The organism is Pseudomonas graminis (assembly GCF_900111735.1).
Taxonomy (GTDB): domain Bacteria; phylum Pseudomonadota; class Gammaproteobacteria; order Pseudomonadales; family Pseudomonadaceae; genus Aquipseudomonas; species Aquipseudomonas graminis.
In genome coordinates this window covers 310026-332468 of record NZ_FOHW01000001.1, presented here as the reverse complement: position 1 = coordinate 332468, position 22443 = coordinate 310026, and the positions used below count along the sequence as shown (strand labels likewise).

22 protein-coding genes and 1 pseudogene are annotated in these 22443 nt (G+C 60.3%); 8 read left to right on the top strand and 15 right to left on the bottom strand.

The window, feature by feature from the left end; all coding sequences use genetic code 11:
* Positions 1 to 7: 7 nt before the first annotated feature.
* The 8 genes from BMY98_RS27880 to BMY98_RS01455 form a co-directional block, all read right to left on the bottom strand.
* A complete protein-coding gene (locus BMY98_RS27880) occupies positions 8 to 1504 on the bottom strand; it encodes a hypothetical protein (RefSeq protein ID WP_074883644.1) in 1497 nt (498 codons plus the stop codon).
* Between the two features lie 127 nt (positions 1505 to 1631).
* Positions 1632 to 3008, bottom strand: a complete 1377-nt coding sequence (locus tag BMY98_RS01485; protein WP_074883641.1) for an ATP-binding protein — start codon at positions 3006 to 3008, stop codon at positions 1632 to 1634.
* Positions 3005 to 3667 (bottom strand): response regulator, encoded by a 663-nt coding sequence (locus BMY98_RS01480; RefSeq protein ID WP_074883636.1) that lies wholly within the window; start codon positions 3665 to 3667, stop codon positions 3005 to 3007. Before BMY98_RS01480 ends, BMY98_RS01485 begins: the two co-directional genes overlap by 4 nt.
* A 10-nt stretch (positions 3668 to 3677) precedes the next feature.
* Entirely contained in the window at positions 3678 to 4319 is a 642-nt protein-coding gene (locus BMY98_RS01475) for a tetratricopeptide repeat protein (RefSeq protein WP_074883633.1), read from the bottom strand.
* Positions 4316 to 5125 carry an SDR family oxidoreductase gene (locus BMY98_RS01470; RefSeq protein ID WP_074883630.1) on the bottom strand — a complete coding sequence of 270 codons (810 nt, stop codon included), beginning with the start codon at positions 5123 to 5125 and terminating at the stop codon, positions 4316 to 4318. Before BMY98_RS01470 ends, BMY98_RS01475 begins: the two co-directional genes overlap by 4 nt.
* A complete protein-coding gene (locus tag BMY98_RS01465) occupies positions 5112 to 5801 on the bottom strand; it encodes an iron-containing redox enzyme family protein (RefSeq protein ID WP_074883627.1) in 690 nt (229 codons plus the stop codon). Before BMY98_RS01465 ends, BMY98_RS01470 begins: the two co-directional genes overlap by 14 nt.
* Positions 5798 to 7279, bottom strand: a complete 1482-nt coding sequence (locus tag BMY98_RS01460) for an AMP-binding protein (RefSeq protein ID WP_074883625.1) — start codon at positions 7277 to 7279, stop codon at positions 5798 to 5800. Before BMY98_RS01460 ends, BMY98_RS01465 begins: the two co-directional genes overlap by 4 nt.
* Entirely contained in the window at positions 7269 to 7991 is a 723-nt protein-coding gene (locus tag BMY98_RS01455) for a thermostable hemolysin (protein WP_083398682.1), read from the bottom strand. The genes BMY98_RS01460 and BMY98_RS01455 overlap by 11 nt, the downstream gene beginning before the upstream one ends.
* Positions 7992 to 8181: 190 nt before the next feature.
* On the opposite strand from BMY98_RS01455, the gene BMY98_RS01450 reads away from it, so the two are divergent.
* Positions 8182 to 8733, top strand: coding sequence for a cytochrome b (locus BMY98_RS01450; RefSeq protein WP_074883619.1), 552 nt, complete (start codon positions 8182 to 8184; stop codon positions 8731 to 8733).
* A gap of 19 nt (positions 8734 to 8752) precedes the next feature.
* Here the strand turns inward: BMY98_RS01450 and BMY98_RS01445 are convergent, their stop codons facing one another.
* From BMY98_RS01445 to BMY98_RS01415, 7 genes are all read right to left on the bottom strand, one after another.
* Positions 8753 to 10495: an ABC transporter ATP-binding protein gene (locus BMY98_RS01445; protein WP_074883616.1), complete on the bottom strand. Its 1743-nt coding sequence runs from the start codon at positions 10493 to 10495 to the stop codon at positions 8753 to 8755.
* Positions 10492 to 11439, bottom strand: coding sequence for an acetamidase/formamidase family protein (locus tag BMY98_RS01440; RefSeq protein ID WP_074883613.1), 948 nt, complete (start codon positions 11437 to 11439; stop codon positions 10492 to 10494). The genes BMY98_RS01445 and BMY98_RS01440 overlap by 4 nt, the downstream gene beginning before the upstream one ends.
* 87 nt (positions 11440 to 11526) lie before the next feature.
* Positions 11527 to 13134 (bottom strand): ABC transporter substrate-binding protein, encoded by a 1608-nt coding sequence (locus BMY98_RS01435; RefSeq protein ID WP_074883610.1) that lies wholly within the window; start codon positions 13132 to 13134, stop codon positions 11527 to 11529.
* A gap of 26 nt (positions 13135 to 13160) precedes the next feature.
* Positions 13161 to 14087, bottom strand: coding sequence for an ABC transporter permease (locus tag BMY98_RS01430; RefSeq protein ID WP_074883607.1), 927 nt, complete (start codon positions 14085 to 14087; stop codon positions 13161 to 13163).
* The gene (locus tag BMY98_RS01425; protein WP_074883604.1) at positions 14087 to 14935 is read right to left on the bottom strand and encodes an ABC transporter permease; all 849 of its coding nucleotides are present in this window, start codon (positions 14933 to 14935) and stop codon (positions 14087 to 14089) included. Before BMY98_RS01425 ends, BMY98_RS01430 begins: the two co-directional genes overlap by 1 nt.
* The gene (locus BMY98_RS01420; RefSeq protein WP_074883600.1) at positions 14932 to 15516 is read right to left on the bottom strand and encodes an ANTAR domain-containing response regulator; all 585 of its coding nucleotides are present in this window, start codon (positions 15514 to 15516) and stop codon (positions 14932 to 14934) included. Before BMY98_RS01420 ends, BMY98_RS01425 begins: the two co-directional genes overlap by 4 nt.
* A complete protein-coding gene (locus BMY98_RS01415; RefSeq protein ID WP_074883598.1) occupies positions 15513 to 16658 on the bottom strand; it encodes a transporter substrate-binding protein in 1146 nt (381 codons plus the stop codon). Before BMY98_RS01415 ends, BMY98_RS01420 begins: the two co-directional genes overlap by 4 nt.
* A 401-nt stretch (positions 16659 to 17059) precedes the next feature.
* On the opposite strand from BMY98_RS01415, the gene BMY98_RS01410 reads away from it, so the two are divergent.
* The 7 genes and pseudogenes from BMY98_RS01410 to BMY98_RS01380 all read left to right on the top strand — a co-directional run bounded on the left by BMY98_RS01410 (position 17060) and on the right by BMY98_RS01380 (position 22346).
* Positions 17060 to 18427, top strand: a complete 1368-nt coding sequence (locus BMY98_RS01410; RefSeq protein WP_074883595.1) for a DUF6861 domain-containing protein — start codon at positions 17060 to 17062, stop codon at positions 18425 to 18427.
* 18 nt (positions 18428 to 18445) lie between these two features.
* Complete coding sequence (locus tag BMY98_RS01405) at positions 18446 to 19054, top strand: GAD-like domain-containing protein (protein ID WP_074883594.1); 609 nt, start codon at positions 18446 to 18448, stop codon at positions 19052 to 19054.
* A 49-nt stretch (positions 19055 to 19103) separates the two neighbouring features.
* Complete coding sequence (locus BMY98_RS01400) at positions 19104 to 19712, top strand: GAD-like domain-containing protein (RefSeq protein ID WP_074883592.1); 609 nt, start codon at positions 19104 to 19106, stop codon at positions 19710 to 19712.
* Positions 19713 to 19758: 46 nt separating this feature from the next.
* Positions 19759 to 20367, top strand: a complete 609-nt coding sequence (locus BMY98_RS01395) for a GAD-like domain-containing protein (protein WP_074883589.1) — start codon at positions 19759 to 19761, stop codon at positions 20365 to 20367.
* Positions 20368 to 20418: 51 nt separating this feature from the next.
* Positions 20419 to 21027 carry a GAD-like domain-containing protein gene (locus tag BMY98_RS01390; protein ID WP_074883880.1) on the top strand — a complete coding sequence of 203 codons (609 nt, stop codon included), beginning with the start codon at positions 20419 to 20421 and terminating at the stop codon, positions 21025 to 21027.
* 46 nt (positions 21028 to 21073) lie between these two features.
* Positions 21074 to 21687 (top strand): annotated as a pseudogene (locus tag BMY98_RS01385) (GAD-like domain-containing protein).
* Between the two features lie 50 nt (positions 21688 to 21737).
* On the top strand, positions 21738 to 22346 hold the full coding sequence (locus BMY98_RS01380) for a GAD-like domain-containing protein (protein WP_074883587.1): 609 nt from the start codon (positions 21738 to 21740) through the stop codon (positions 22344 to 22346).
* The last annotated feature ends 97 nt before the right edge of the window (positions 22347 to 22443 follow it).

Sequence of the window (22443 nt, the reverse complement as noted above, 5' to 3'; positions counted from 1 at the left end):
GCGCGCCTCATCGGGAATCCCGTTGGCGTAGTCCATCTTCGGCAGCATGGCGGGCGTCAGGCTGAAGGTGACCAGCCAGTTGATGAGGCTGAAGGCCAGGCGACTGGTCATGACCAGACAAGGCACTGCCAGTGCGATGAGGGCGAGATCGGGCAGTCCGTCGCGGTGCCGAAGACAGCAGCGGCAGCGCAAAAATAATCGTCAGGGCTCCCGCAGGCGCCAGGTAGAACGTCAGCGGCGAGCTTTCCAGCAGGCGTTTCCAGCGTTCGTGAAAAGGCACACGGGCACCGAGTTTTTGCTCGAGAACGCCGATGCCGGGGCCGACCAGGAAAAAGCCGATATGGCGGGCGAGATCGTCTCCGTCTAGCGCGTCCCGATGTTCCGCTGACAGCGCCACAACGGTCTGGGCGACGAACATTTCAGTGTGTCGACTGCGCCTGGCCAGCCGTTCGATCACATGGCGATAGCTGTCGCGGGTGGCGAAATCCATGCGCGGATAGACCTCGGCGGGGTCCTGTTGAAGGGTCTGCTCGACATGGCTCATCCCCTCGACGAACTCACGCCAGGGGGTTGCTGACAGCAGGCGCAGGCTGGCGATGCTGTTGCTGATGGACATCTGATCCGCAGACTGCTGCTGCGCATCGAATTGCACCTGTCGCTCGATACTCGAACCGGTTTCGGCGAGCAACTGCTCGATCCAGTTGAGCGGCAGTGCCAGGGCAGCGCTTTGGCCCTGCAATCGGCGGGCGAATTCGGCGGCGAATGCAGCCGTCGTGGGCGGCGATGAATGCGCCATGTCGGCGACGCTCAACACCACGCTTTTCACGTCATGCTCGGACACCTCGATGAGCCGTTCTGCCCAGTCATCGGCAAGGTTGCGATCGTCCCAGTTGGCCATGACCCGCGAGGCCACACGCCGCAGGTTCTCGATCAACGCCAGGCGCAGCATGATCGGGATGGCCCACAACTCGCCCAGCGCCAGCGGCATGACCGTCTGATAAGAGACGACGAAGCGCGTGAGGCTCAGTTCGTCAAACCGGCCATCACCATGGGAAATCGTCTCCAGGGCAATGTCATACACCCTTGGCAAACCGCTGGAGGGCCCGTTGCTCAGGCGCGGCAACTCACGGCTGTAACCCTTGGGCAGGTGGGACCTTGCGGTGCGGATATGATCTTCAATCAGGAAAAAATTATCGAGTAGCCACTCGGCGGCAGGGGTGATGCGACGGTCGGAGGCCTGGGCTTCGGTCAACGCGCTGCAGCTTTGTTTGAGCAACGCTTCGTTGTCGTCCAGCCTGCCCAGCAGGAAATCCCGCGTGTTCACTGCACCGAGCTGATGCCGGGTGGCCAGGTCAATTCCGTGGCTGGCCATCTGGTCGGCGTTGAAGAGTTCGGCGCGCAGCAGCCGTTCGTAGGCGAACGCAAGCTTTGGATGGGGCCCGGCCCGACCCGCAAGCCTGACCCGGGAGATCGCCTGTTTGGTGCGTGTCCATGTGCTCGTCATTAGTTTCCCTGAAATGACTTGCACCCCGGCGGACGCACCGTATTGGGCAGTGTGCGCAGCGGAGCGCCGGCACTGATGTGCCCTGGTGAACGAAGCGTTCAGACCACGACAGTGTGAGTACGCTTTCTCAGGGCTGTCTGTTCGCTGGCGCACATAGTGTCGCGCGCAAGCCTTTCCCGGGACGGTTCTCCATGATGATTTCCCCGCCCAGGCGCCGTGCAATGGTTTGCACGATGGTCAGGCCCAGCCCGACGCCCTGATCGTTGCCGCGGCTGTAAAAGCGCTCGAACAGGCGCTCCCGCTCGGCCTCGTCGATGCCAGGCCCCTCGTCGGCAACGCTTAGTTCGAAATAGGGGTGTCTCAAGCCCAGGGTGACCATCACCTGACCGCCTGAAGGCGAGAAGTTGACCGCATTGGTCACCAGGTTTTGCAGGGCGATGTCGATGGCGGCGAAGTCGGTTCGTACCGTCAGAGAAGGCTCATCGCAGTCGAACACCAATTCCAGCCCCCGGCTCAGTACCCACGGCGTCATTTGCACCAGGCTGTCGCGCACGGCCGCAACGAGATCGGCATTGCGGGTCACAACGGGGCCTGCACCGGGTTCCATCCGCGCCACGGTCAGCAGCTGATTGACCAGCCGCGTCGTGCGGTCAACGCCGACGATGAGGTAACTCAGGGACTCGTTGCGCTGCGCCTCGTCGTGTGCCTCCAGCACGTTTTGCGCATGCACCCGCAGCACCGCCAGGGGCGTGCGCATTTCATGGGCGGCGTCGGCGATGAAGCGCCGCTCACGGCTCAGCACCTCCTGAATCTGTCCGAGCAGTCTGTTCAGGGCCGCTTGCATGGGCTCCAGCTCGCTGGGCAGCGGGGCCAGTTGCAAGGGTTCGAGGGAGCCCGGATGACGACCGCGCAGCGTGGCGGCCAGATCGGCCAGCGGCTTGAGTCCCCAGCCAATGGCCAGCCAGATCGCGCCCATCAGCAGCAGGCTGCCGATCAGGTTGGGGATCACGGTGTGACGGACGATGCGGTTGACCAGGTCCGAGCGCACGTCGTCGCGCTCGCCGACCCAGATCAGCAAGTCGTGCTGCTCATCCCTGAGCACAAAGGTGCGCCACTCATGTTTGCCGAGGTCATTGATGTCGCTGAAGCCGGTGTACTGGGGCGCACGGGTCAGGCTCGGCGCGCTGGGGGTATGCACCAGCAGCCGGCCTTGAAGGTCCCAGACCTGAAAGGCGATTTTGCTCTCGTAGGGGTGGCCGTCGACTCGCGGTTCGGCCTGAGCCAATGCCTGATTGAACGCCTGGTACAGCTGCGCGTGCTCTTGCCGCGCCAGGGGCATGCGCATGACGCCCTGCAGCAACCTGGCATTGGTGGCGAGTTGCGCGTCATAGACTTCGGCGATTTCGTGGTTGCTGTCATGGAGGTTGACCAGCGTCAGGATCAGCAGCCCGATCAACACCAGTCCGAGGATCAGGGTCAGGGTGCGGCGGCGGATCGACGTCACGGGCGATCCTCCACCAGGTAGCCGACGCCGCGCACCGTGCGGATCAGCTCGCTGGAAAACTTCTTGCGCAGGTGATGGATGTGCACTTCGAGGGTGTTGCTCTCTGCTTCTTCGTTCCAGCCGTACAACAACTGCATCAAGCGTTCGCGGGTCATCACCCGGCCCGGTGGCGAGAGCAGTTCGTACAACAGCTGGTATTCCTTGGGGGTGAGGGCGACGGGTTCAGCTTTGTAAGTGACTTGCTGGGTGGTCGGGTCCAGGCGGATGCCCGCGTGCTCGATCATGACCCGCGCGCGCCCGGCACTGCGCCGCAACAACGCCCGCAGGCGGGCCTTGAGTTCGGACAGGTCGAAGGGCTTTATCAGGTAATCGTCGGCCCCCGCATCGAGGCCGGCGATGCGGTCCTCGGTGGCGTCCCGTGCCGTCAGGATCAGCACCGGCAGGGCCGAGCCACTCTCACGCAGGCGCCGCAACACCGCCAGGCCGTCCAGCCTGGGCAATCCGAGATCGAGAATGGCCAGATCGAACACTTCGCTCAACAGCGCATGGAGGGCGCTGGCGCCATCTTTCACCCAGTCCACCGTGTAGCCTTCGCGAGTCAACGCCTGATGAATGCCCTCACCGAGGGCAACATCGTCTTCCACCAACAGCAAACGCATGAATGCTCCGTCATTTCAGTTTTTTGTTTACGTCCACCAGCAATAGCTGGATATCTTTGCGGCGTCCACTGTCTGCCACCTCACGCCCGGGCCGAGGTGCGGCGAGCAAGGCCTTGTCCAGCGCTTCCTTTGCCTGAGCATAGTGGCCCTGGCGGTAGAGATGATCGCCCCAGAAGTACAGCGGATCGATGCCGTCGGGATTGAGTTTCAGCGCCTGCTCCAGCAGACCTTGGGCCTTATCCGGATCGCCGAAACCGATCGGCCACCCGGGCACGCGGTCGTACAGCGCAGCCAGGCTGGCGTAGGCGGAGCCTTGCAAGGCATTGGGGTCCAGCGTCATGGCTTTTTCAAGATCGGCCTTCGCGGTTTTCACCTTGCTCAATGCACCGAGCCCGCCCTGAGCACCGGCCCAACTGCTGGTGACAATGCCCGACCATATCCAGGCCTCGGCGACGGCGGGACGCTGCTGCGTGAAGGCGGAGGACTTGGCGGCCAACTGTTCGAATGCCGCGACGCGCTGATCTTCCGGCAGCTGATATTGAATTCGCGCCCACTCCTGCTGAATCCCGGTCAGGCGTTGCTGGTCAGGTGCATCCAGAGCCCACACGGGCAAGGCGAGGGTGGCGAGCAGTACGACGAGTAGACGTTTCATGGCTTGGTGCTCTTTTCGTGAGTGGCGCTGCTGAATCGGCGAATGAGGGGCAGGTGTTTGCGCAGTCCACGGTCCACCACGGCGGGCAGCAGGCTGTTGAGGCGGACGAAGAATTGTTCAGGCCAGCCCATATAAAGCTCGCGCTGATTGCCGACAATGGCGCGGATAACCGCGGCGGCGACTGTTTGCGGATCGTCCTCGGCGGTTTTCAGGGCAGAGTTGAGGGCGCGCGCGGCGGGGCTGTTCATTGTGGTGCGGGTCGCGCGAGGGGCGACATACAGCACGCCGATCCGCGTATCCGCCAGCTCGCGGCGCAACGCTTCGGAAAACCCCCGCAGCGCAAACTTGCTCGCGCAGTACGTGGCATAGCCGGCATAACCGATCGAACCATAGGTCGAACCGACGTTCACCACCATGGCACGGCCGGGCTGGCGCAGCAGCGGCAACAGCAGGCCGGTGAGCTGGATGGGCGCATTCACGTTGATCTCGAGCATCGAATCGATCTCGTGCCCCGGCAGTTGCTCCAGCATGGCGAAATGATTGACGCCGGCGGCGTTGATCAGCAGGTTGACCCCTTCCATCGCCTGTGCCGTCATCAGCACATGCTGACGACCTTCGGCGGTCGTCAGATCGGCCTTTACCCAGTGCAAGAGATGCGGGTACTGCTGTTGCAACGGCAACAGCGGCTCCTGATGGCGGCAGACGGCGAGCACTTCAGCGCCATGGCTGCACAGCGCCTCGGCAATGGCCATGCCGATACCGCCACTGGCGCCGGTCAGCACCACTCGCGCTTCAGACAGACGCATGGTCGTGCTCCTTCACCGGTGCAGCCTGGGCGAGGGGCAACTGACGAAACATGTCGGTGTACAACCCGTAGACCACTTTCGAGGCCTTGATCACGGCCGCCTGATCCTCCGGATCTTCAAGACGGTCCATCAGCTTGCGATAGGTCTCCATGTGGCCGACATCGAGGCTGCCATGGGAGCTCAGGTAACTGAACGCAGTGGCCGGGAGTGCCAGGCGCTGCTGAATGCTGCCGGCGGCATGGGTCGCCAAGGCGATGCTGGTGCCTTCCAGCACGTTGACCATGCCGAACAGTCCCACCGGATTGCCCCGGGCGATGAGATCGTAGAGGTAGGCGACCATGAGCTCGATGGGCAGGCCGGGCGTACCGTTGCGCACGGCATCGGCATCGCCGCCACAGGCGCGCACGTCGTCGAGGATCCACTGCTCGTGGCCGTATTCGTCTTCGATGTACTCGCACACCGCGCCACGCAGCCATTCCAGCCGCGAAGGCAGCCGCGCGCCACAGGCCATCATCAACGGCACGGTATGGCGCACGTGGTAATACGCCTGAGTCAGGAAGGCGCGATAGCTCTCCAGCGAGACCTCACCGTGCAGCGCCTGATGGATAACAGGCAGATTGAACAAGGTCTCGCGCTCGGTGCGGGTGGCGTCTTGCAGGGTTTCGAAAAAACTCATGATTGAAGGTCCTTTGCTCGCGTGGGCTCAGTGAACAGATGTCGGTAATTCGCCAGGATGGCGTCGCGCCGGGGCCGGCCGTTGGCGGTGGCCATGCCATTGGCTGCGGTGAAAGGCTGGTCCAGACGCGTCCAGGTGTGGACGCGTGCGTAGTCCGGCAGCGCCTGATTGGCCTGCTCGACAGCGCTGTGCAGGTGCGAGTCGGTGGCGTCCGGGCGCAGTGGCCACAGCAGCGCATGGTTGCGCGGCAGGGCTTCGCCGTAGACGAATGCCTGAGCGATCAGACCGCGCTGGGTCAGTTCGGCCTCGACCCACTCAGGGTTGACGTTGCGACCGTAGCTGGTCACGAACTGATGCTTCTTGCGGCCGTGAAGATAGAGGTAGCCGTTGGCGTCAAACGCGCCGAGATCACCGCTCGGCCACCACTGCGGGGTGGGTTCCGCGTCGCCGAGATAGCCCAGCATCCGCGACCCGCCAATCAGGACTTCACCGTCCTCGGCCAGGCGTATCTGCACATGGGGCAGCGGTTTGCCAACGCTGCCGGGATGATGGGCGTCGGGGCGGTTGAGGGAGACGACCGACGCGCACTCGGACAGGCCGTAGCCTTCGTACACCGGAATGCCAAGGGTTTCGGCGCGCAGCAACAGTTCATGGCTGACTTTGGCGCCGCCCACCGCGATGAAGCGCAGCGATGACGGGTTGAAAGCGCCCATTTCGCAGGCGCTGACCAGCAACAGCAACAGCTGCGGGACGAGGATCATGCTGTGGGGCTGGCGCACCGCCAAGGTTGACAGCAGACGCGGCAACTCCACGCCGCTGGCCCCTTGAATGCCCAGGGTTCGCTGGCTTGGCAGGCTCAGCATCGCGCCGGCGTAAAGCGCGGCATAGCAGCCGACGTTTTCCAGCAGAATCGCCAGAGGCAGCAGTGAAAGGTGGTGGGCGGGCTGGCGGGACTGGCTGGCGCGCTGCACCTCCATGGCCACCGTCAACACGCTGGCAGCGTCCAGACAGACGCCTTTGGGCGTGCCGGTCGTGCCCGAGGTAAAGGTGAGCTTCGCCGTGCCCACCGGCAGGGGCGACGGCTGAGGGTTCACGCGCAACCAGAACCCCCCGTCATGACGGAACGCCGAGGTGGCGAGTTCACGGGCGTAGTCGTCATCGGCAATGACCACGTCGGCCTGGCTCTGCTCCAGGCAATGAAGGCGCTGCGCGGCGCTGAAAAACGGTGGCAGCGTCACACAGGCCAGGCCGGCGAACAGAATCGCCAGGTCCCAGATCAGCAGGTCCGGACCGTTGTCGAGGGCGAGGGCCACGACCCTGGCGTCGAGGTCCTTGAGCCTCTCCTGGCGCAGATTGATTTCTGCCTCCAGTTCGGCATAACTCAATTTCAGGTCATCGCCCCACAGTGCGCACGTATCGGGCTGCGCGGCGGCGAGATCAGCGATGCGTTGGCGGAAGCTGGTCAGTTCAGGCGACATGGCAGCTGTCCTCCAGAGTCAGGGGCAGCCCGAAGCGTTCAAACACGCCGCTGCTGCTCAGGTGCAGGAACCCGGAGCGAATGTCGCCGACGTGCACGCTGGGTTGGGAATCGTAGTAATTGCCCCAGGCGTGCCGGTCTTCGCCCAGGCGCAGAGGGTCGGCAACGCAAAGGGTAAGGGGGCGCAGGCCGAGGCGATTGAAACTGTTCACCAGCCCGGCGTTGCCGGTGAACGCCACCCATTCCAGACCGCTCATGGCGAGCAGCCAGGTCACGGTGATGATGCTCAGCCGCGCGCTGCCCAGGTTGCTGGCGGCGAGGTTGCCCACTTCGACGATGCCCTGACGGTCCACGGGCCTGCCGGCGCTGGCTTCGATCATCTGCTCGACAGGCTGATCCAGATAGTTCTCCAGGAACAGTGCGCCGGAGGTGGCGACACGCACGCCGGCCACGGCGCACAGCGTGCCGGTGTTGTCATGGAGTCCGAACAACTCCGGCATGAAGCTACGGATCTCGGCGTTGTGCGCCTGGCGAAAGCGCTGCTGGATGAACGTCTCGTAGGCGTCGCGCAGTGGCTCCTGAGACAGCGCACGATTGAGCGAGAGGGCCGGTGATTGCGCAGTGCCGAATCCCATAGGCAGGAAATCCAGGGGCAGCGCACCGGACGGCATTGAGTTCGGTGGTAATCGGTTATTCCAGTCCAGACCCTGCATGGGTGTGGCTCCTCCCCAGTGGTGATGGGGTGGAGTATCTGGGTCGATTCTTAACGAAGTCTGAAGGTGAGAAATTTGCCGCGCCCGGTTTTCCTGGCGATCTGCGCGACGTCTTCAGACTGCCTTAAGACAGGGGCCTCAAGGTGCGGGGCAATTGAGCAACATCCCCCCACTCAGCGAGCGCCCCACCATGATTTCCACCCCACACCGGTACGCCAGATTGTCGATGTCCCTGCACTGGCTGATGCTGGCGCTGTTCATCGGCGTTTACGCCTGTATCGAGCTTAAGGGCTTCGCGCCCCGGGGCAGCACACTGCGCTCGCTGTTGCTAGGGCTGCACGGCATGTTTGGTCTGTCGATATTTGCACTGGTCTGGCTGCGTCTGCTGGGCAGACTGATGTACAAGGCGCCGTCGATCACGCCGGCCCCTCGAACCTGGCAGCTCGGGATGGCCCACCTCGTTCATGGGCTGCTCTACGCACTGATGATCGCGACCCCGGTCCTGGCCTGGCTGATGCTGTCGGCGGGTGGCAAGCCGATGCCGTACTTCGGCTTCTTCCTCCCGTCACCCCTGGCCGTCGACCCCGATCTGGCCAAACAAATCAAAGGCTGGCACGAGTGGGCCGGCAACCTGGGCTACTGGCTGATCGGCGTGCACGCGGCAGCAGGGCTCTTTCATCATTATTTTGTCCGCGACAACACCCTGCGCCGCATGCTGCCGTGGACGGCGGAAAAGCGTTAACAAGCGGTCACTGCTTTTATCACTCCACCGCGACCCAGTGATCCGCCGCCACCGCTGAAAACCGCTGCACCGGCGCGACAAAATCCTTTGTCTTGATCGGGTCAGGCCGGTCCAGCTCTTTGAGCAGGCTCTTGAAATCCCGGCGCCGGCCCACTTCGGGCACCGGCACTGCGGCGAGCAGGCGGCGGGTATAGGGATGCTGCGGGTTGTGCAAGACCTGATCACGGGCGCCGATTTCGACGATGCGCCCGCCATACATCACCGCCACGCGATGGCAGATGCGCTCGACCACGGCCATGTCGTGGGAGATGAACAGGTAGCTCAGCCCATGCTCGGCGCGCAGCCGTTCCAGCAGCTCCAGCACTTGAGCCTGAACCGAGACGTCCAGCGCCGAGACCGATTCATCCGCGATGATCACTTTGGGGTTCAGCGCCAGCGCCCGGGCGATGCAGATCCGCTGGCGTTGCCCGCCGGAAAACTGATGGGGATAGCGCTCCAGGGTGTCCCGTGGCAGATCGACCTGCTGCAGCAATTGCGCCACACGCTCGCGCCGCCGGGCTTCGGGCATCTTGTCGTGAATCAGCAAGGGCTCGCCCACCAGATCGAACACGGTCTTGCGCGGATTGAGCGCCGCGTACGGGTCCTGAAACACCATCTGCACATCGCGGCGCACCCGCTGCAACGCATCACCCTGCAAACCGTTGAGTTCCTGCCCCAGCAATTTGACGCTGCCCTGGTAGCTGAGCATGTTCATCAAGGCTTTGCCGGTGGTGGACTTGCCGCACCCGCTTTCGCCGACCAGCCCCAGGGTTTCGCCCTGACGCAGCTCGAAACTCACGCCCTCGACCGCATGTACCGTGCGCGGGGTTTCGAACCAGCCGTGGCGCAAAGGGAAGCGCACGCTGAGGTCCTTGACGGCGAGCACCACCGGTTGTTCATTCAATGCGTCAGGCGGCGGCGCGCTGCCCAGTACCGGCACCGCGGCCAGCAATTTGCGCGTGTAGGGCGCTTGCGCATCGGTGAAGACCTGGTGCAACGAACCGCGCTCTTCCATGCGGCCCTGATTCATCACCACCACTTCATCGGCCATTTCCGCGACCACGCCCATGTCGTGGGTGATCAGCAACAGGCTGGTCGCGAACTGCTGCTGCAACTCGCGCATCAGCTCAAGGATCTGCGCCTGAATGGTCACGTCCAGCGCGGTGGTCGGCTCATCGGCGATGAGGATTTCCGGCTGGCAGAGCATCGCCATGGCGATCATCACCCGCTGGCGCATGCCGCCGGACAGCTCATGGGGGTACTGGGTCAGGCGCTTGTCCACCTGGGGCATGCGCACGGCATCAAGCATGGCTCGGCAGCGCTGGTGAATCTCGCCGCGACTCAACGCCTCATGCCGGCGCAGGGTTTCCGCCAGTTGCTGGCCGACAGTCAGCAGCGGGTTCAGCGACGTCATCGGCTCCTGAAAGATCATGCCGATGCGCTTGCCGCGCAGGCCTTGCAGCTCCCGTTCCGGCAGGCTCAGCAGGTCGCGGTTGTCGAACAGGATCGCGCCACCGGGAACACTGGCCGCCTTGGGCAACAGGCCCATGATCGCCAGGGACGAAAGGGATTTGCCGCTGCCGGATTCGCCGGCGATACACAGTGTGCGCCGCGGATACAGCGCGAAACTCAGCTCATCGACCACCCGACGCCGTGACGCGCCGCCACCGACGTCGATGCTCAGCCGCTCCACCGACAGACTCGGCTGCTCGTCCGGTTTCACTGGAACACCACTTTCGGAAAGTAGAACGACACCACCCAGTTCGGCAGGTCGACGATTTCGCTGATGCGCAGATCGCCGCACACCGAGCACAGCATGTACGCCTGTTCCGCCGGCATGCGGTGCTCGCGGCACAGCCAGTCGATGGTGTTGGCCACGGCCTGGCGGGCGGCCTCCATCAGGTCCGGACCGATGCCGGTGAAGGCTTCGTAGCCGGCGCTGTCCAGGTGCCCGGTGACCGGGCCGGGTGTGCTGAAACGCGGGGTGGCCAGGGGCGTTTTCTTGATCAGGTCAAGCTTGACCACCACGTCCATGGCGCTCTCGATGGCGGTGCCGCAGACCTCGCCATCGCCTTGGGCCGCGTGGGTGTCACCGATGGAAAACAGCGCGCCGGCGACTTCCACCGGCAGGTACAAGACGCTGCCCGCCGCCAGGTCGCGGATGTCCAGATTGCCGCCGACCCGACGGGGCGGCACGATGGAATGCAGCCCGGCTTCAGCGGGCGCCACGCCCACAGTGCCGGCGAACGGCTTGAGCGGCACCTTGGCGAAATCACCGAAGGCGGCGGGGGCGAGGGTCTGCGTGTCGTAATGCCACAGCGCCAAGGCAGGCGCCTGAAACTGGTCGGCGAGCAGGCCGAAGCCGGGAATGTTGGCGGTCCATCCGAAGCCCCCGGGCTTGAAACTGTCCAGGGTGATTTTCAGGATGTCGCCGGGTTCGGCACCCTCGACGTAGATCGGCCCGGTGACCGGATTGATCTGGTCGAATGGCATCACGCTGACGTCGGCCACTTGCGATTGCGCAGTGAAATAGCCGTTGGACGAATCCCTGCAGTTCATCTGCAAGGTGGTGCCGGGCGCCACGCGCTCGACCGGGGTAAAACTGTGGTCCCAGCCGAAGTGGCTGTTGACGCTGTGGATGGTCTTGACCAGGCAGTTCTGGCACATGGGTGCGGTCCTCGTTGCAAACAGGCGATGGGGGAGGGACGCCGTGGCCTGTGACCCGGCGCTTGCCGGGAACAGACCAGCGCGAGATCACTTCACCCAGATGTAGTCATAGTTGACCGGCACATGGACCGGGTCGACGTACAGCGCGTCGTCGCCGCCCATGCGCTTGGAGCGCACGGTAAAGCGTTGCTCGTTGAAGATCGGCACCCACGGCGCATCGGCCATGGCATCGGTGAAGATCTTCTTCCAGGCCTCGGTGCGTTCAGCCTGTTGTTCCGGGCGTGCCATGGCGTCGGCTTTGGCGGCGCGTTCATCCAGCGCCTTGTTGCAGTACAACGACCAGTTCCAGCCGCCTTCAACCGCGCCGGTGCAACCGAGAATCGGGCCGTAGAAGTTCGACGGATCCGGGAAGTCGGCGATCCAGGCCATGCCGCCGGACCACACCATCGGCGCCTGATCCTTGGAGCTGCCGGCGGCAATCACGTTGGCCTGGGCCAGGGATTTGATCTGCACGCGGATGCCGACCTTGGCCAGGTCCTGCTGGATCGACTGGGCAATGCGCGGCTGCGGGTCGGTGTTCATCACGTACAGCTCGGTGTCGAAACCCTTGGCGAGACCTGCGTCGGCGAGCAGCTTTTTCGCGCCTTCGACGTCGTAGGGCAAGCCCTTGTACTGCGTGTCATAACCGGGCATCGCCGGCGGCAGCGGCTGGTTCGCCGGGACCGCTCGCCCGTTGATGATGCGCACGATGCGTTCCTTGCTGATGGCCATATTGATGGCCTGGCGCACCTTGAGGTTATCGAACGGCGGCAACGTGGTTTTCAGCGTCACGTAGCCGGTCTGCAACTGGTTGCCGGTGACCAGCAACTGCTTGGACGCCGGGTCGTTCTTGAACTGCAGGAACTGCGCGGGCGGCACGCCGTCGCCGGCAATGTCCACCTCGCCCTTGTTCAGGCGCAGCAGCGCAACGGTCGGGTCTTGGCCGATTTCGAAGGTAATCTTGTCGACGTAAGGCAGGCCCTTCTGGAAGTAATTCGGGTTCTTCACCAGTTCCAGTTTTTGCCCCAGCTTCCACTCGGCCAGGCTGAAGGCGCCGCTGCCCACCGGGTGCTTGCCGAAGTCGGCGCCCCATTGCTCCACCGCTTCCTTGGGCACCACCGAGGCAAAGTTGATGGCCATGATGTGCAGGAAGGTCGCGTTTGGCGCGCTCAGCGTGATGGTCAGGTGTTGATCGTCGACCACCTTGACGCCGCTGAGGGTCGTGCTTTTGCCGCCGGTCACGTCTTCATAACCGACGATGGAGCTGAAGAAGCCGGCGCCCGGGCTCTGGGTTTTCGGGTTGACGGTGCGCTCAAGGGAATACTTGACGTCATTGGCGACCAGCTCACGGCCGTTCTGGAATTTCACGCCCTTGACCAGGGTGAAGCTGTACACCAGCCCGTCCGGGGAAATGCTGTAGTCCTCGGCCAGGCTTTTCACAAGCTCCGTGGTGCCGGGCTTGTAGTCCATCAGACGGCCGAACAGGCTTTTGATCATCGACCAGTTCTGCCAGTCGTAGCCGATGGCCGGGTCCAGGGTCGCGACATCGTTCTGGTAGGTCACCACCACATCGCCGCCGCTTTTCGGCGTGTCGGCCCACAGTGGCGTGGTAAACAGCGTGGCCGCCACGGCCAGGGTCAGCGCGTTGATCTTCATTGTTGTGCCCCGTTGTGTTGATGGATTCAGTGCTGCTTGATGTCGATGCGCGGGTCCACCAGGGGGATCACCAGATCCGCCAGCAGGTTGCCCAGAACGATGGCCACCGCCGACAGCGTGGTGACGCCGACGATGACCGGAATGTCGACTTGCTGGATCGACTGCCAGGCGAGCTGACCGATGCCCGGCCAGCCGAATACCGACTCGACCACCACCAGCCCGCCCATGAACACGCCGATGTCGATGCCGATCATCGGGATCACCGGCACGATCGCGTTGGGCAGCACGTGCACCAACACGATCCGCGCACGACTCAGGCCCTTGGCCCGTGCCGTGCGGATGAAATCCTGATGCAGCACTTCGATCATCGAAGAGCGGACCATGCGCGAATACCAGCCGCTGCCCAGCAGGCCGAGGGTCAGCGCCGGCAACATCAAATGGCTCGCGCCGCCATAGCCACCCAGGGGGAACCAGCCCAGTTGCACGGCGAAGAAGTACAGAAACAGCATGGCGGCGATGAACTGCGGCGCCGATACACCGACGAAGGAAAACGCCATGAGCAGCTTGTCGGCGAAGCTGTCGCGCTTGAGCGCCGCGAGCATGCCCAGGCTGATGCCGATCAACAGCTCGAAGCCGATGCCCGCCGCCATGAGTTCCAGCGAAGGCCGAAGTCGCGCGCCGATCAACTCGCTGACGGCGGTGCGCTGGATGTAGGAGCGGCCAAGGTCGCCATGGAGCAGGTTGCCCAGGTAACTCAGGTATTGCTGATAGAAGGGCAGGTCCAGCCCCAGCTGCGCACGAATCGCCGCGACCACTTCAGGGGTGGCGCTGCGCCCGGCGATTTGCCGCGCCGGATCGGCGGGCAGCAGGAACAGCAACAGGTAGGTGATGAAGGTCACGCCCAGCAGAATCAGCAGCGCGTAACCGACCCGTCGGCAAATGAACGGCAGCATCAGCGACGCCCCTTGAGTGTGGGGTCGAGTTCGTCGCGCAGGGCGTCGCCGACCAAGTTGAACGCCAGGGACAGGAGGATGATGGCCGCGCCCGGAATGAACACCAGCCAGGGCGCGGAAGTGAAATACGTCTGGCTCTCGAAAATGATGTTGCCCCAGCTTGGCGTCGGCGGTTGTACGCCCACACCCAGGTACGACAAGGTGGCTTCCAGCAACACCGTGGTGGAAATCCCCAGTGTCGCCCACACCAGAATGGTCGGCAGCAGATGGGGCAACAGGTGCGAGAACAGAATGCGCAGGGAACTGGCGCCGAGGGTGCGCTCCACAGCGACGAAATCCCGCGCACTGAGCGCCACGGTTTCGGCGTAGATCACCCGGGCGATCTGCACCCAGTTGACCATCGCGATGACCATCGCAACGATCCACACGCTGGGCTGAAAAATCGCCGACAGGGCAATCGCCAGCAGCAGGGCGGGGAAGGCCATCATCAGGTCGGTCAGGCGCATCAACACGCTGCCCAGCCAGCCGCGCACAAACCCTGCGGTCAGGCCTACCAGGGTACCGATCAGCACCGCCAGCCCGTTGGCCAGCACGCCGATGAACAGCGAGGTGCGCGCGCCGAAGATCAGCCGCGACAGCAGGTCACGGCCGAGCAGGTCGGTGCCCATCCAGTACGGCGTCGCTGGCGCCATGGGCGCGCCTTCCATCGTCAGCCCCTCGACGAATTGCTCGTCCGGGTCGAAGGGGCTTATCCACGGGGCCAGCGCCGCGAGCAGCACCACGGTGACGATAAACAGCAGCGAAATCGCCACGGCCGGTCGACGCAACAGGGCCTTGAGGGTGTTCATGCGCGGTCCTCGTCCCGCGCCGCGAGCAGGTCGACACACAGCGCTTCGATCGGCCGGTTGAGCTGCATCGACAGGCTGCGCAAGCGCTCGTACGCCGTCGCCTCGTTGACACGCTGGCTCACCATCAAGCGCGCCAGGGCCTGGGCGATGAGCGGACGCAGCGCCAAGCGCTGTTGCAGCTCATTGAGTTGTTCGGCATCGGCGCGCTGCCGGTCGCGCAATCCCACCGCCATCATCAGCGTGGTGTAGACCGAGCCCTGGCTGATGGGTTTGTTGAGCAGTGCCGTCGCGCCAAGCTGCAGCGCCCGCTGGATCTGCGACAGGGTTTCGTGGGCGGTCAGCGCGACGATGGGAATGCTGGTCGCATTCAGCGCCTGAACGGCGAGGGGGCTGGCGAAATGTTCGATCTCAAGGATCGCCGCGAAACAGCCCCGGGTGTCACAGGGCGCGTCGTGATCGAGCACCTGCGAGTGAATCCCCAGGCGTTGCAGGCTCTTGCCCAGGTTGGCCTGACTGCGTTCATCGCAGTCGATCAGCAGCAAGTGACCCTGGTCGAAAGCTGGAAAGGCGCGTGTGTTCATTTGACGATCCTCAAGCGCGGCGCCGGGGTGGCGTGTCGGTCCACCCCATCGGCGTGTACATCCGTAACAGTGAGATAGGGGTCGGCGGCGATCGGGTGGGGCGCCGATTGCACGACTTCGAAGCGTCCCCCGCGCAGTTCGGCAATATGACTGGCTAGCGCGCTGTGATGATTGCGCGCCGACAGGCTGACAGTGCCGAGCACGCTGGCGACCGGGTGGCCGTAAAGGTGCTCGCAAATCGCTTTTGGCGAGGCATCGTCGCTGGCGTGCAAGGCATCGGCGAATACCCTCAACGCCGTGTAGGCGCTGGTGTAATAGTGCGAACAGGTGCGCGGGCCATGACGCTGCTGGCCCTCACAAAACGCCGGGTTCAGGGTCTCGAAAAACGGCCCGCAGGACAGCAGCCGCAGCGCCTGCATCGGGCCCACCCCATCCAGCTCCGCTTCGGTGAGGTTGCAGCTGAGCACCGGCAGGCGCAGGCCTTGGCGCTCGCAGGCCCGATCCAGTTGTTGCAAAAAGGCGTAGGAAGACTCGCCCACCAGGTTGTTCAGCACGAACGCCGGCGGGTCCTGAATCAGCCCTTCGATCAGCGTGTCGAAGCCGGTCGCGCCCAGGTGCCAGTACTTTTCGCCGAGCACTTCAGCGCCGTTGGCTTCCAGCACTTCCCGGGCGATGCGGTTGCTTTCCCAGCCCCATACGTAGTTGGAACCGAGCAAAAAGGCCCGATTACCGAACTCGCGCAGCGCGTAGCGCAGCAGGGGCAGCAGCGTCTGGTTCGGGCATCCGCCAAGGTACAAGACGTTCTCGCTGCTTTCGTAACCTTCGTACGGGCTCGAATACCAGAGCAGCGCGCCGTGCTGGTCCAGGTCCGGGATGATTTCCTTGCGGCTCGCCGACAGCGTGGTGCCGAAGATGTGCCGGACGCCCGCACCCAGCAACTGCGCGACGCCGCTGCTGTAGGCGGCCGGATCGCCCTGGGGGTCGATGCAGATTGCCTCCAGTTGCACGCGACGTCGGGCGTCGGCGTTGATTTCAGCCAGCGCGTCCTGCAACCCGAGCAAGGCACTGCGGCCCATGCGGCGGTAAGTGCCTTCGGTCGAGAGCAGGAAGCCAACGTGAACAATGGGACGAGAGTCGTGCATGAACAGCATCCATAAAAAAAGCCCGATCAACCCGGTGGGGGTCGATCAGGCTTCGATACCTGGCGCATTCGAGGCGCGTATGTGGACGAGACTTAAGGACCGGGGTCCGGCTTGCCGTTTGTTTTAACCATGAAATAAGCGTGCCAAGTGAAAATCCCCGGCGTTACGAGCTTCATCGCCGATCGCCTCCCCGGGAATGCTCCGCCGTGGGGCGCTCGTGTATCGCCAAGCGCCGATGCGGAGCAGGGCGAGGATCACAAAGCCCCGGCCGGCAACACGCGGCGCTGCCGATAGAGCCTTTAATACTATCCTGCGCACAGTTCTTCACAGCGTCTTTGACATCGCACGCTCTAGCGCTTAGTTTTCGCAGCCTGGATCAGGACAACACGCAGGAGCGGTGAATGCCTTTCATAAAATGGATACCCAGCTGGCTTGATATTGAGGGGCAGGCCGACAGGCTCTTTGGCAGGAACAGGGTCGCGGAGCGCCCTACAGGCTTGAACCCTCTCAGCCCCCCGACTTCTCTCAATGCACCGAGTATGAACCTGATCTACCGACGCATACGTTGCGTGCGCACTGCGTGTCATCTTGCTGAAAGGGAGGCTGCCGATAGCCTCCTGAAACGCTTCGCTGATTTGGATATCCGCAGCATCCTCGATGAACTGATCAGCGTCGTTGCCGACATGGCGATGATCATCATTGGAAGTGCATTGACCGGCGCTGTGATAGGAGGCGGGGTAGGTTTATTAGCCGGCGGCATCGGTGCGTTCCCCGGCGCCGCCGCTGGCGCCTTGGTCGGTGTGGAGGCCGGAACCTGGATTCTCGGAATATTGGGGCTGGCCTCGATCGCCGAGTTTCTCGAAGACGGCTGGAAGCCTATTGTCAACGGCTACATTCAGGGTGTCTCCACCGCGTGGAATGGCCCGCAAGAGCGTACCGGCAATCCACTGGGTTCTTTCTCAAGCGACGGAATGGCTGCCCAACAGGGCTCATGGGATATCGCCCGGTCCCATGAGGCGGTCGTCATACTTTTACTAAGCGGTATGGTTGCTTACCTGACCCGTGGCCGTGGAAACGCAAGTGTGCTTGCTGGTGAGATGAGCCGCAGCAAGCGAGGAGCGGACCTTGGCCAGTGGATGGTCAAACATGAAGAGGCCATGAAACAGCACCCCGACCTGAAACCTCCGGAGCCCCGGCGAGGTGCGCTTGGACCGGAGGAGCCCGCGCCGACCAATCGCCCCGGTGGTAAAGACACAGAGCCGCCGAATGGCAAACCAAACAGAATGCCCCGGCATGAAGCTGAATGCTTTAAAGCGGACAAAATGCCAGCTTCGAAGATCGGGGAGTTCGAGCGGCAGCTGAAGGGACACGAGGAGGGGCTGAATAGGCTGACGGTTGATGAATATCTGCAGAATATTGCTAATCCGGTAAAAAGAAATCAGGCCACTGCCAGGCAGGCTAGAAAGGAAATGCAAGATGCCCTAACAGAGCGCTTTCAGAATGAGTTCTCCGAGTTAAATGCAGTGGAAGCTGAGCAAGCCGCACTTAAAAAAGCCAAGGAAACGATGGCAAATATTGCGGGGCTGCATAACCCTGAACTTACCTCAGGTGGCTGGGACATTATTAGTGATTTCGGGGACCGACAGGTCAACTCTAGCATTGGGGCTCAGTGGAGAACAAAAACTCCCGGCATTAAAGCAGCTGCTGAGAAGGTACCCGAAGAAAAGCGAGCTTCGACTTTAATTAACCTAAAACTACATAAGTGCTAATCAAAACTGGAGTTAACCATGGACCCAGCATTTGCAAGATTCCTAGAAAAGTTTGGTAACCCGGTTGATCGTCAGGAGGTGCCGGTTTCTAGCATCGAGCGTTATAAAGGCAAACTACCCAATCAACTGCTGGAATACTGGTCAGAACACGGCTGGTGCGGATATGGAAATGGAATTTTCTGGCTGGTGAATCCTCAAGAATATGAAGGAGTAGTGGCGTCTTGGATTGAGGGGACAGCAATCAACCAGCGTGATACCTACCATCTCATTGCACGGGGCGCTTTTGGTGATCTGTATTTTTGGGGGGAGGAAACTGGGTTCACTCTGAAGATAACGAGTATCTACTCTCGATGTGTCATTCATGACTTTCGGCCCACGCCAGAGCAACTAGACCGTAAGGTGCAAGACTTTATAGTATCAAGAAATGTAGACTCTAATAACTTCGAAGATTTGTTCGAGCCGGCAAGAAAAAAGCTCGGCACGCTTCGCCACGACGAAATGTACGGCTTCGTCCCTGCACTAATGCTCGGCGGTTCCGAAGCAGTAGACAACTTGGAGAAGGTAAAAGCGGTTGAGCACTTGATAATTCTTTCTCAGCTTGCTGAACTCGAGCCTCACAACTTCTAGTTTGCGGTCTGCGTAGGACTATCATCCTTACATTGCAGGGAGGTGCTGCATGGATGGAATATTTTCCATATTCCTGGAGGAGTTCGGTGGTCCGGTCGACCGTCAGCAAGTACCGGAATCAAGTATTGAGCGATACAGAGGAAAGTTGCCCGGCAAGCTGTTGGAGTACTGGGCAGAACATGGTTGGAGTGGCTATGGTAACGGGATTTTTTGGATTGTAAACCCACAGGAATATGAAGGGGTAGTGGCTTCTTGGTTGGAAGGCACCCCTTTTGAAAGTTGTGATAATTACCATCTTATTGCTCGTGGAGCTTTTGGTGATCTTTATCTTTGGGGTGAAGCCACCGGATATTCACTCAAAATAACTAGCCTATATTCACGTTGCGTAATAAACGATCCTGTCGCTTCAGCTGGCGAGATGGATGGAGAATTGCAAAGTTTTATATTGTCCAGAAATCCTGACTCCAACAACTTCGAAGATTTGTTCGGGTCCGCGAGAAAAAAGCTCGGCACGCTTCGCCATGATGAAATGTATGGTTTCGTACCGGCTTTGATGCTGGGTGGCTCCGAGACCCTTGCTAACCTGGAGAAGGTAAAAGCGGTTGAGCATTTGATGATTCTTTCTCAGCTCGCTGAACTTGAGCCTTACAACTTCTAGTTTGCAGCTTGCGCTGTGATGCCATTTCCAAATTACAGGGAGGTGTATGGATAAGGTATTTGCAAGGTTTCTGGAGAAATTTGGTGATCCTATTGATCGTCATGAGGTTCCGGTGACCAGTATTGAGCGCTACAGGGGCAAGCTGCCGGATCTACTCTTGGAATACTGGGCCGAGCACGGCTGGTGCGGATACGGAGACGGCATCTTCTGGATTGTCAATCCACAGGATTATGAAGGTGTAGTAGCGTCATGGATCGGGAATACGGAGTTAGAAAAGCATGACAGCTATCACGTTATTGCCCGTAGCGCCTTTGGAGACCTTTATTTGTGGGGCGAGAGGACGGGATTTTCCCTTAAGATAATTAGTTTTCTTTCTAGGTGTGTTGTCGACGACTTTGAACCGGCTCCTGAACAAATGGATCGCAAGGTTCAAGACTTTCTGTTGTCAATCGATGCAGAGTCCAACGACTACGATGACCTTTTTAATTCAGCAAGAAAAAAGCTTGGTCCGCTCCGACATGATGAATTGTACGGCTTCGTCCCTGCACTAATGTTCGGTGGTCCGGATACCCTCGACCACCTAGAAAAGCTAAAGGCTGTAGAACACCTGATATTTCTCTCTCAGCTCGCTGAACTTGAGCCTTATGAATTTTAGGTCAAAGCGTGCCATGGGATGACACTTGAAAAAAAACGCTTCGAGGTACCTATGGATAGGGTATTTGCTAGATTTCTGGAAAAGTTTGGTAACCCGGTTGATCGTCAGGACGTGCCGGTTTCTAGCATTGAGCCTTATAGAGGCAAACTACCCGATCAACTGCTGGGATACTGGGCTGAACACGGCTGGTGCGGATATGGTAATGGAATTTTCTGGTTAGTAAACCCTCAAGAATATGAAGGAGTGGTGGCTTCATGGCTTGAAGGTACGATTTTTGAGAAGCGTGATATCTACCATATAATTGCCCGCAGCGCGTTTGGCGACCTGTATTTTTGGGGTGAAACAACCGGGTGCGCGCTGAACATCACAAGCATTTTTTCTCGCTGTGTAATAAACGATCCCCCAACAATGCCGCTGGACATGGACAAAGCATTTCAAAACTTTCTGATATCCAGAAAAGTTTCCTCCAACGATTTTGAAGATTTGTTCGAGCCGGCACGAAAAAAGCTTGGTACGCTTCGCCACGATGAAATGTATGGCTTCGTACCCGCACTAATGCTCGGGGGTTCCGAAACAGTAGATAACCTGGAGAAGGTAAAGGCGGTTGAGCATTTGATGATCCTCTCTCAGCTTGCTGAACTTGAGCCTTACAATTTCTAGTTTGCAGCTAGCGCTGTGATGCCATTTCCAAATTACAGGGAGGTGTATGGATAAGGTATTTGCAAGGTTTTTGGAAAAGTTTGGTGATCCTATTGATCGTCATGAGGTTCCGGTGACCAGTATTGAGCGCTACAGGGGCAAGCTGCCCAATCAGCTCTTGGATTACTGGGCGATTCAGAGCATGGCTGGAGCGGATATGGTAATGGTATTTTCTGGCTCGTGAACCCTCAAGAGTATGATGGCGTGGTGGCGTCCTGGATTGAGGGCACGAAAATTGAAAGGCGTGACGTCTATCACCTTATAGCGCGCAGCGCCTTTGGTGACCTGTATATATGGGGTGAAAAAACAGGATTTGCGTTGAAGATAACAAGCGTCCTTTCGCGGTGCGTTATTTTTGATTTTCAACCCACCCCCGAGCAGATGGATCGCAAGTTGCAAGATTTTTTACTTTCCACAGATGTGGAGTCCAATGACTATGGCGACTTGTTCGACCGAGCGAAGAAAAAACTCGGCACGCCAAATCATGACGAGATGTACGGCTTCCTCCCTGCACTAATGCTGGGCGGTCCGGATACTCTTGACCACCTAGAAAAGCTTAAGGCCGTAGAGCACCTGATATTCCTCTCGCAGCTCGCTGAACTTGAGCCTTATGACTTTTAAACTAAAAACCTTTCTTGGGATGGCACTAGCCAAACTCGGTGGAGGCATCAATGGATAGTGTATTTGCAAGATTCCTAGAAAAGTTTGGTAACCCGGTTGATCGTCAGGAGGTGCCGGTTTCTAGCATCGGGCGTTATAAAGGCAAACTACCCAATCAACTGCTGGAATACTGGTCGGAACACGGCTGGTGCGGATATGGAAATGGAATTTTCTGGCTGGTGAATCCTCAAGAATATGAGGGAGTAGTTGCGTCTTGGATTGAGGGGGCAGAAATTGACCAGCGTGATACCTACCATCTTATTGCACGGGGTGCTTTTGGTGACCTGTATTTTTGGGGGGAGGAAACTGGGTTCACTCTGAAGATAACGAGTATTTACTCTCGATGTGTCATTCATGACTTTCGGCCCGCACCAGAGCAACTAGATCGTAAAGTGCAAGACTTCATAGTCTCAAGAAATGTCGACTCTAATAACTTCGAAGATTTGTTCGAGCCGGCAAGAAAAAAGCTCGGCACGCTTCGCCACGATGAAATGTATGGCTTCGTCCCTGCACTGATGCTCGGCGGTTCCGAAACACTAGATAACCTGGAAAAGGTAAAAGCGGTTGAGCATTTGATCATTCTTTCTCAGTTAGCTGAGCTTGAGCCTTACAACTTTTAGAATTCATAGCCGGCCCACATTCGAGTTCACGCTCGATCTCACGGGAGCCATGGGATACGCCGGTAGGGCCACACTCAGTGCCGTGTAAAGTGCACGC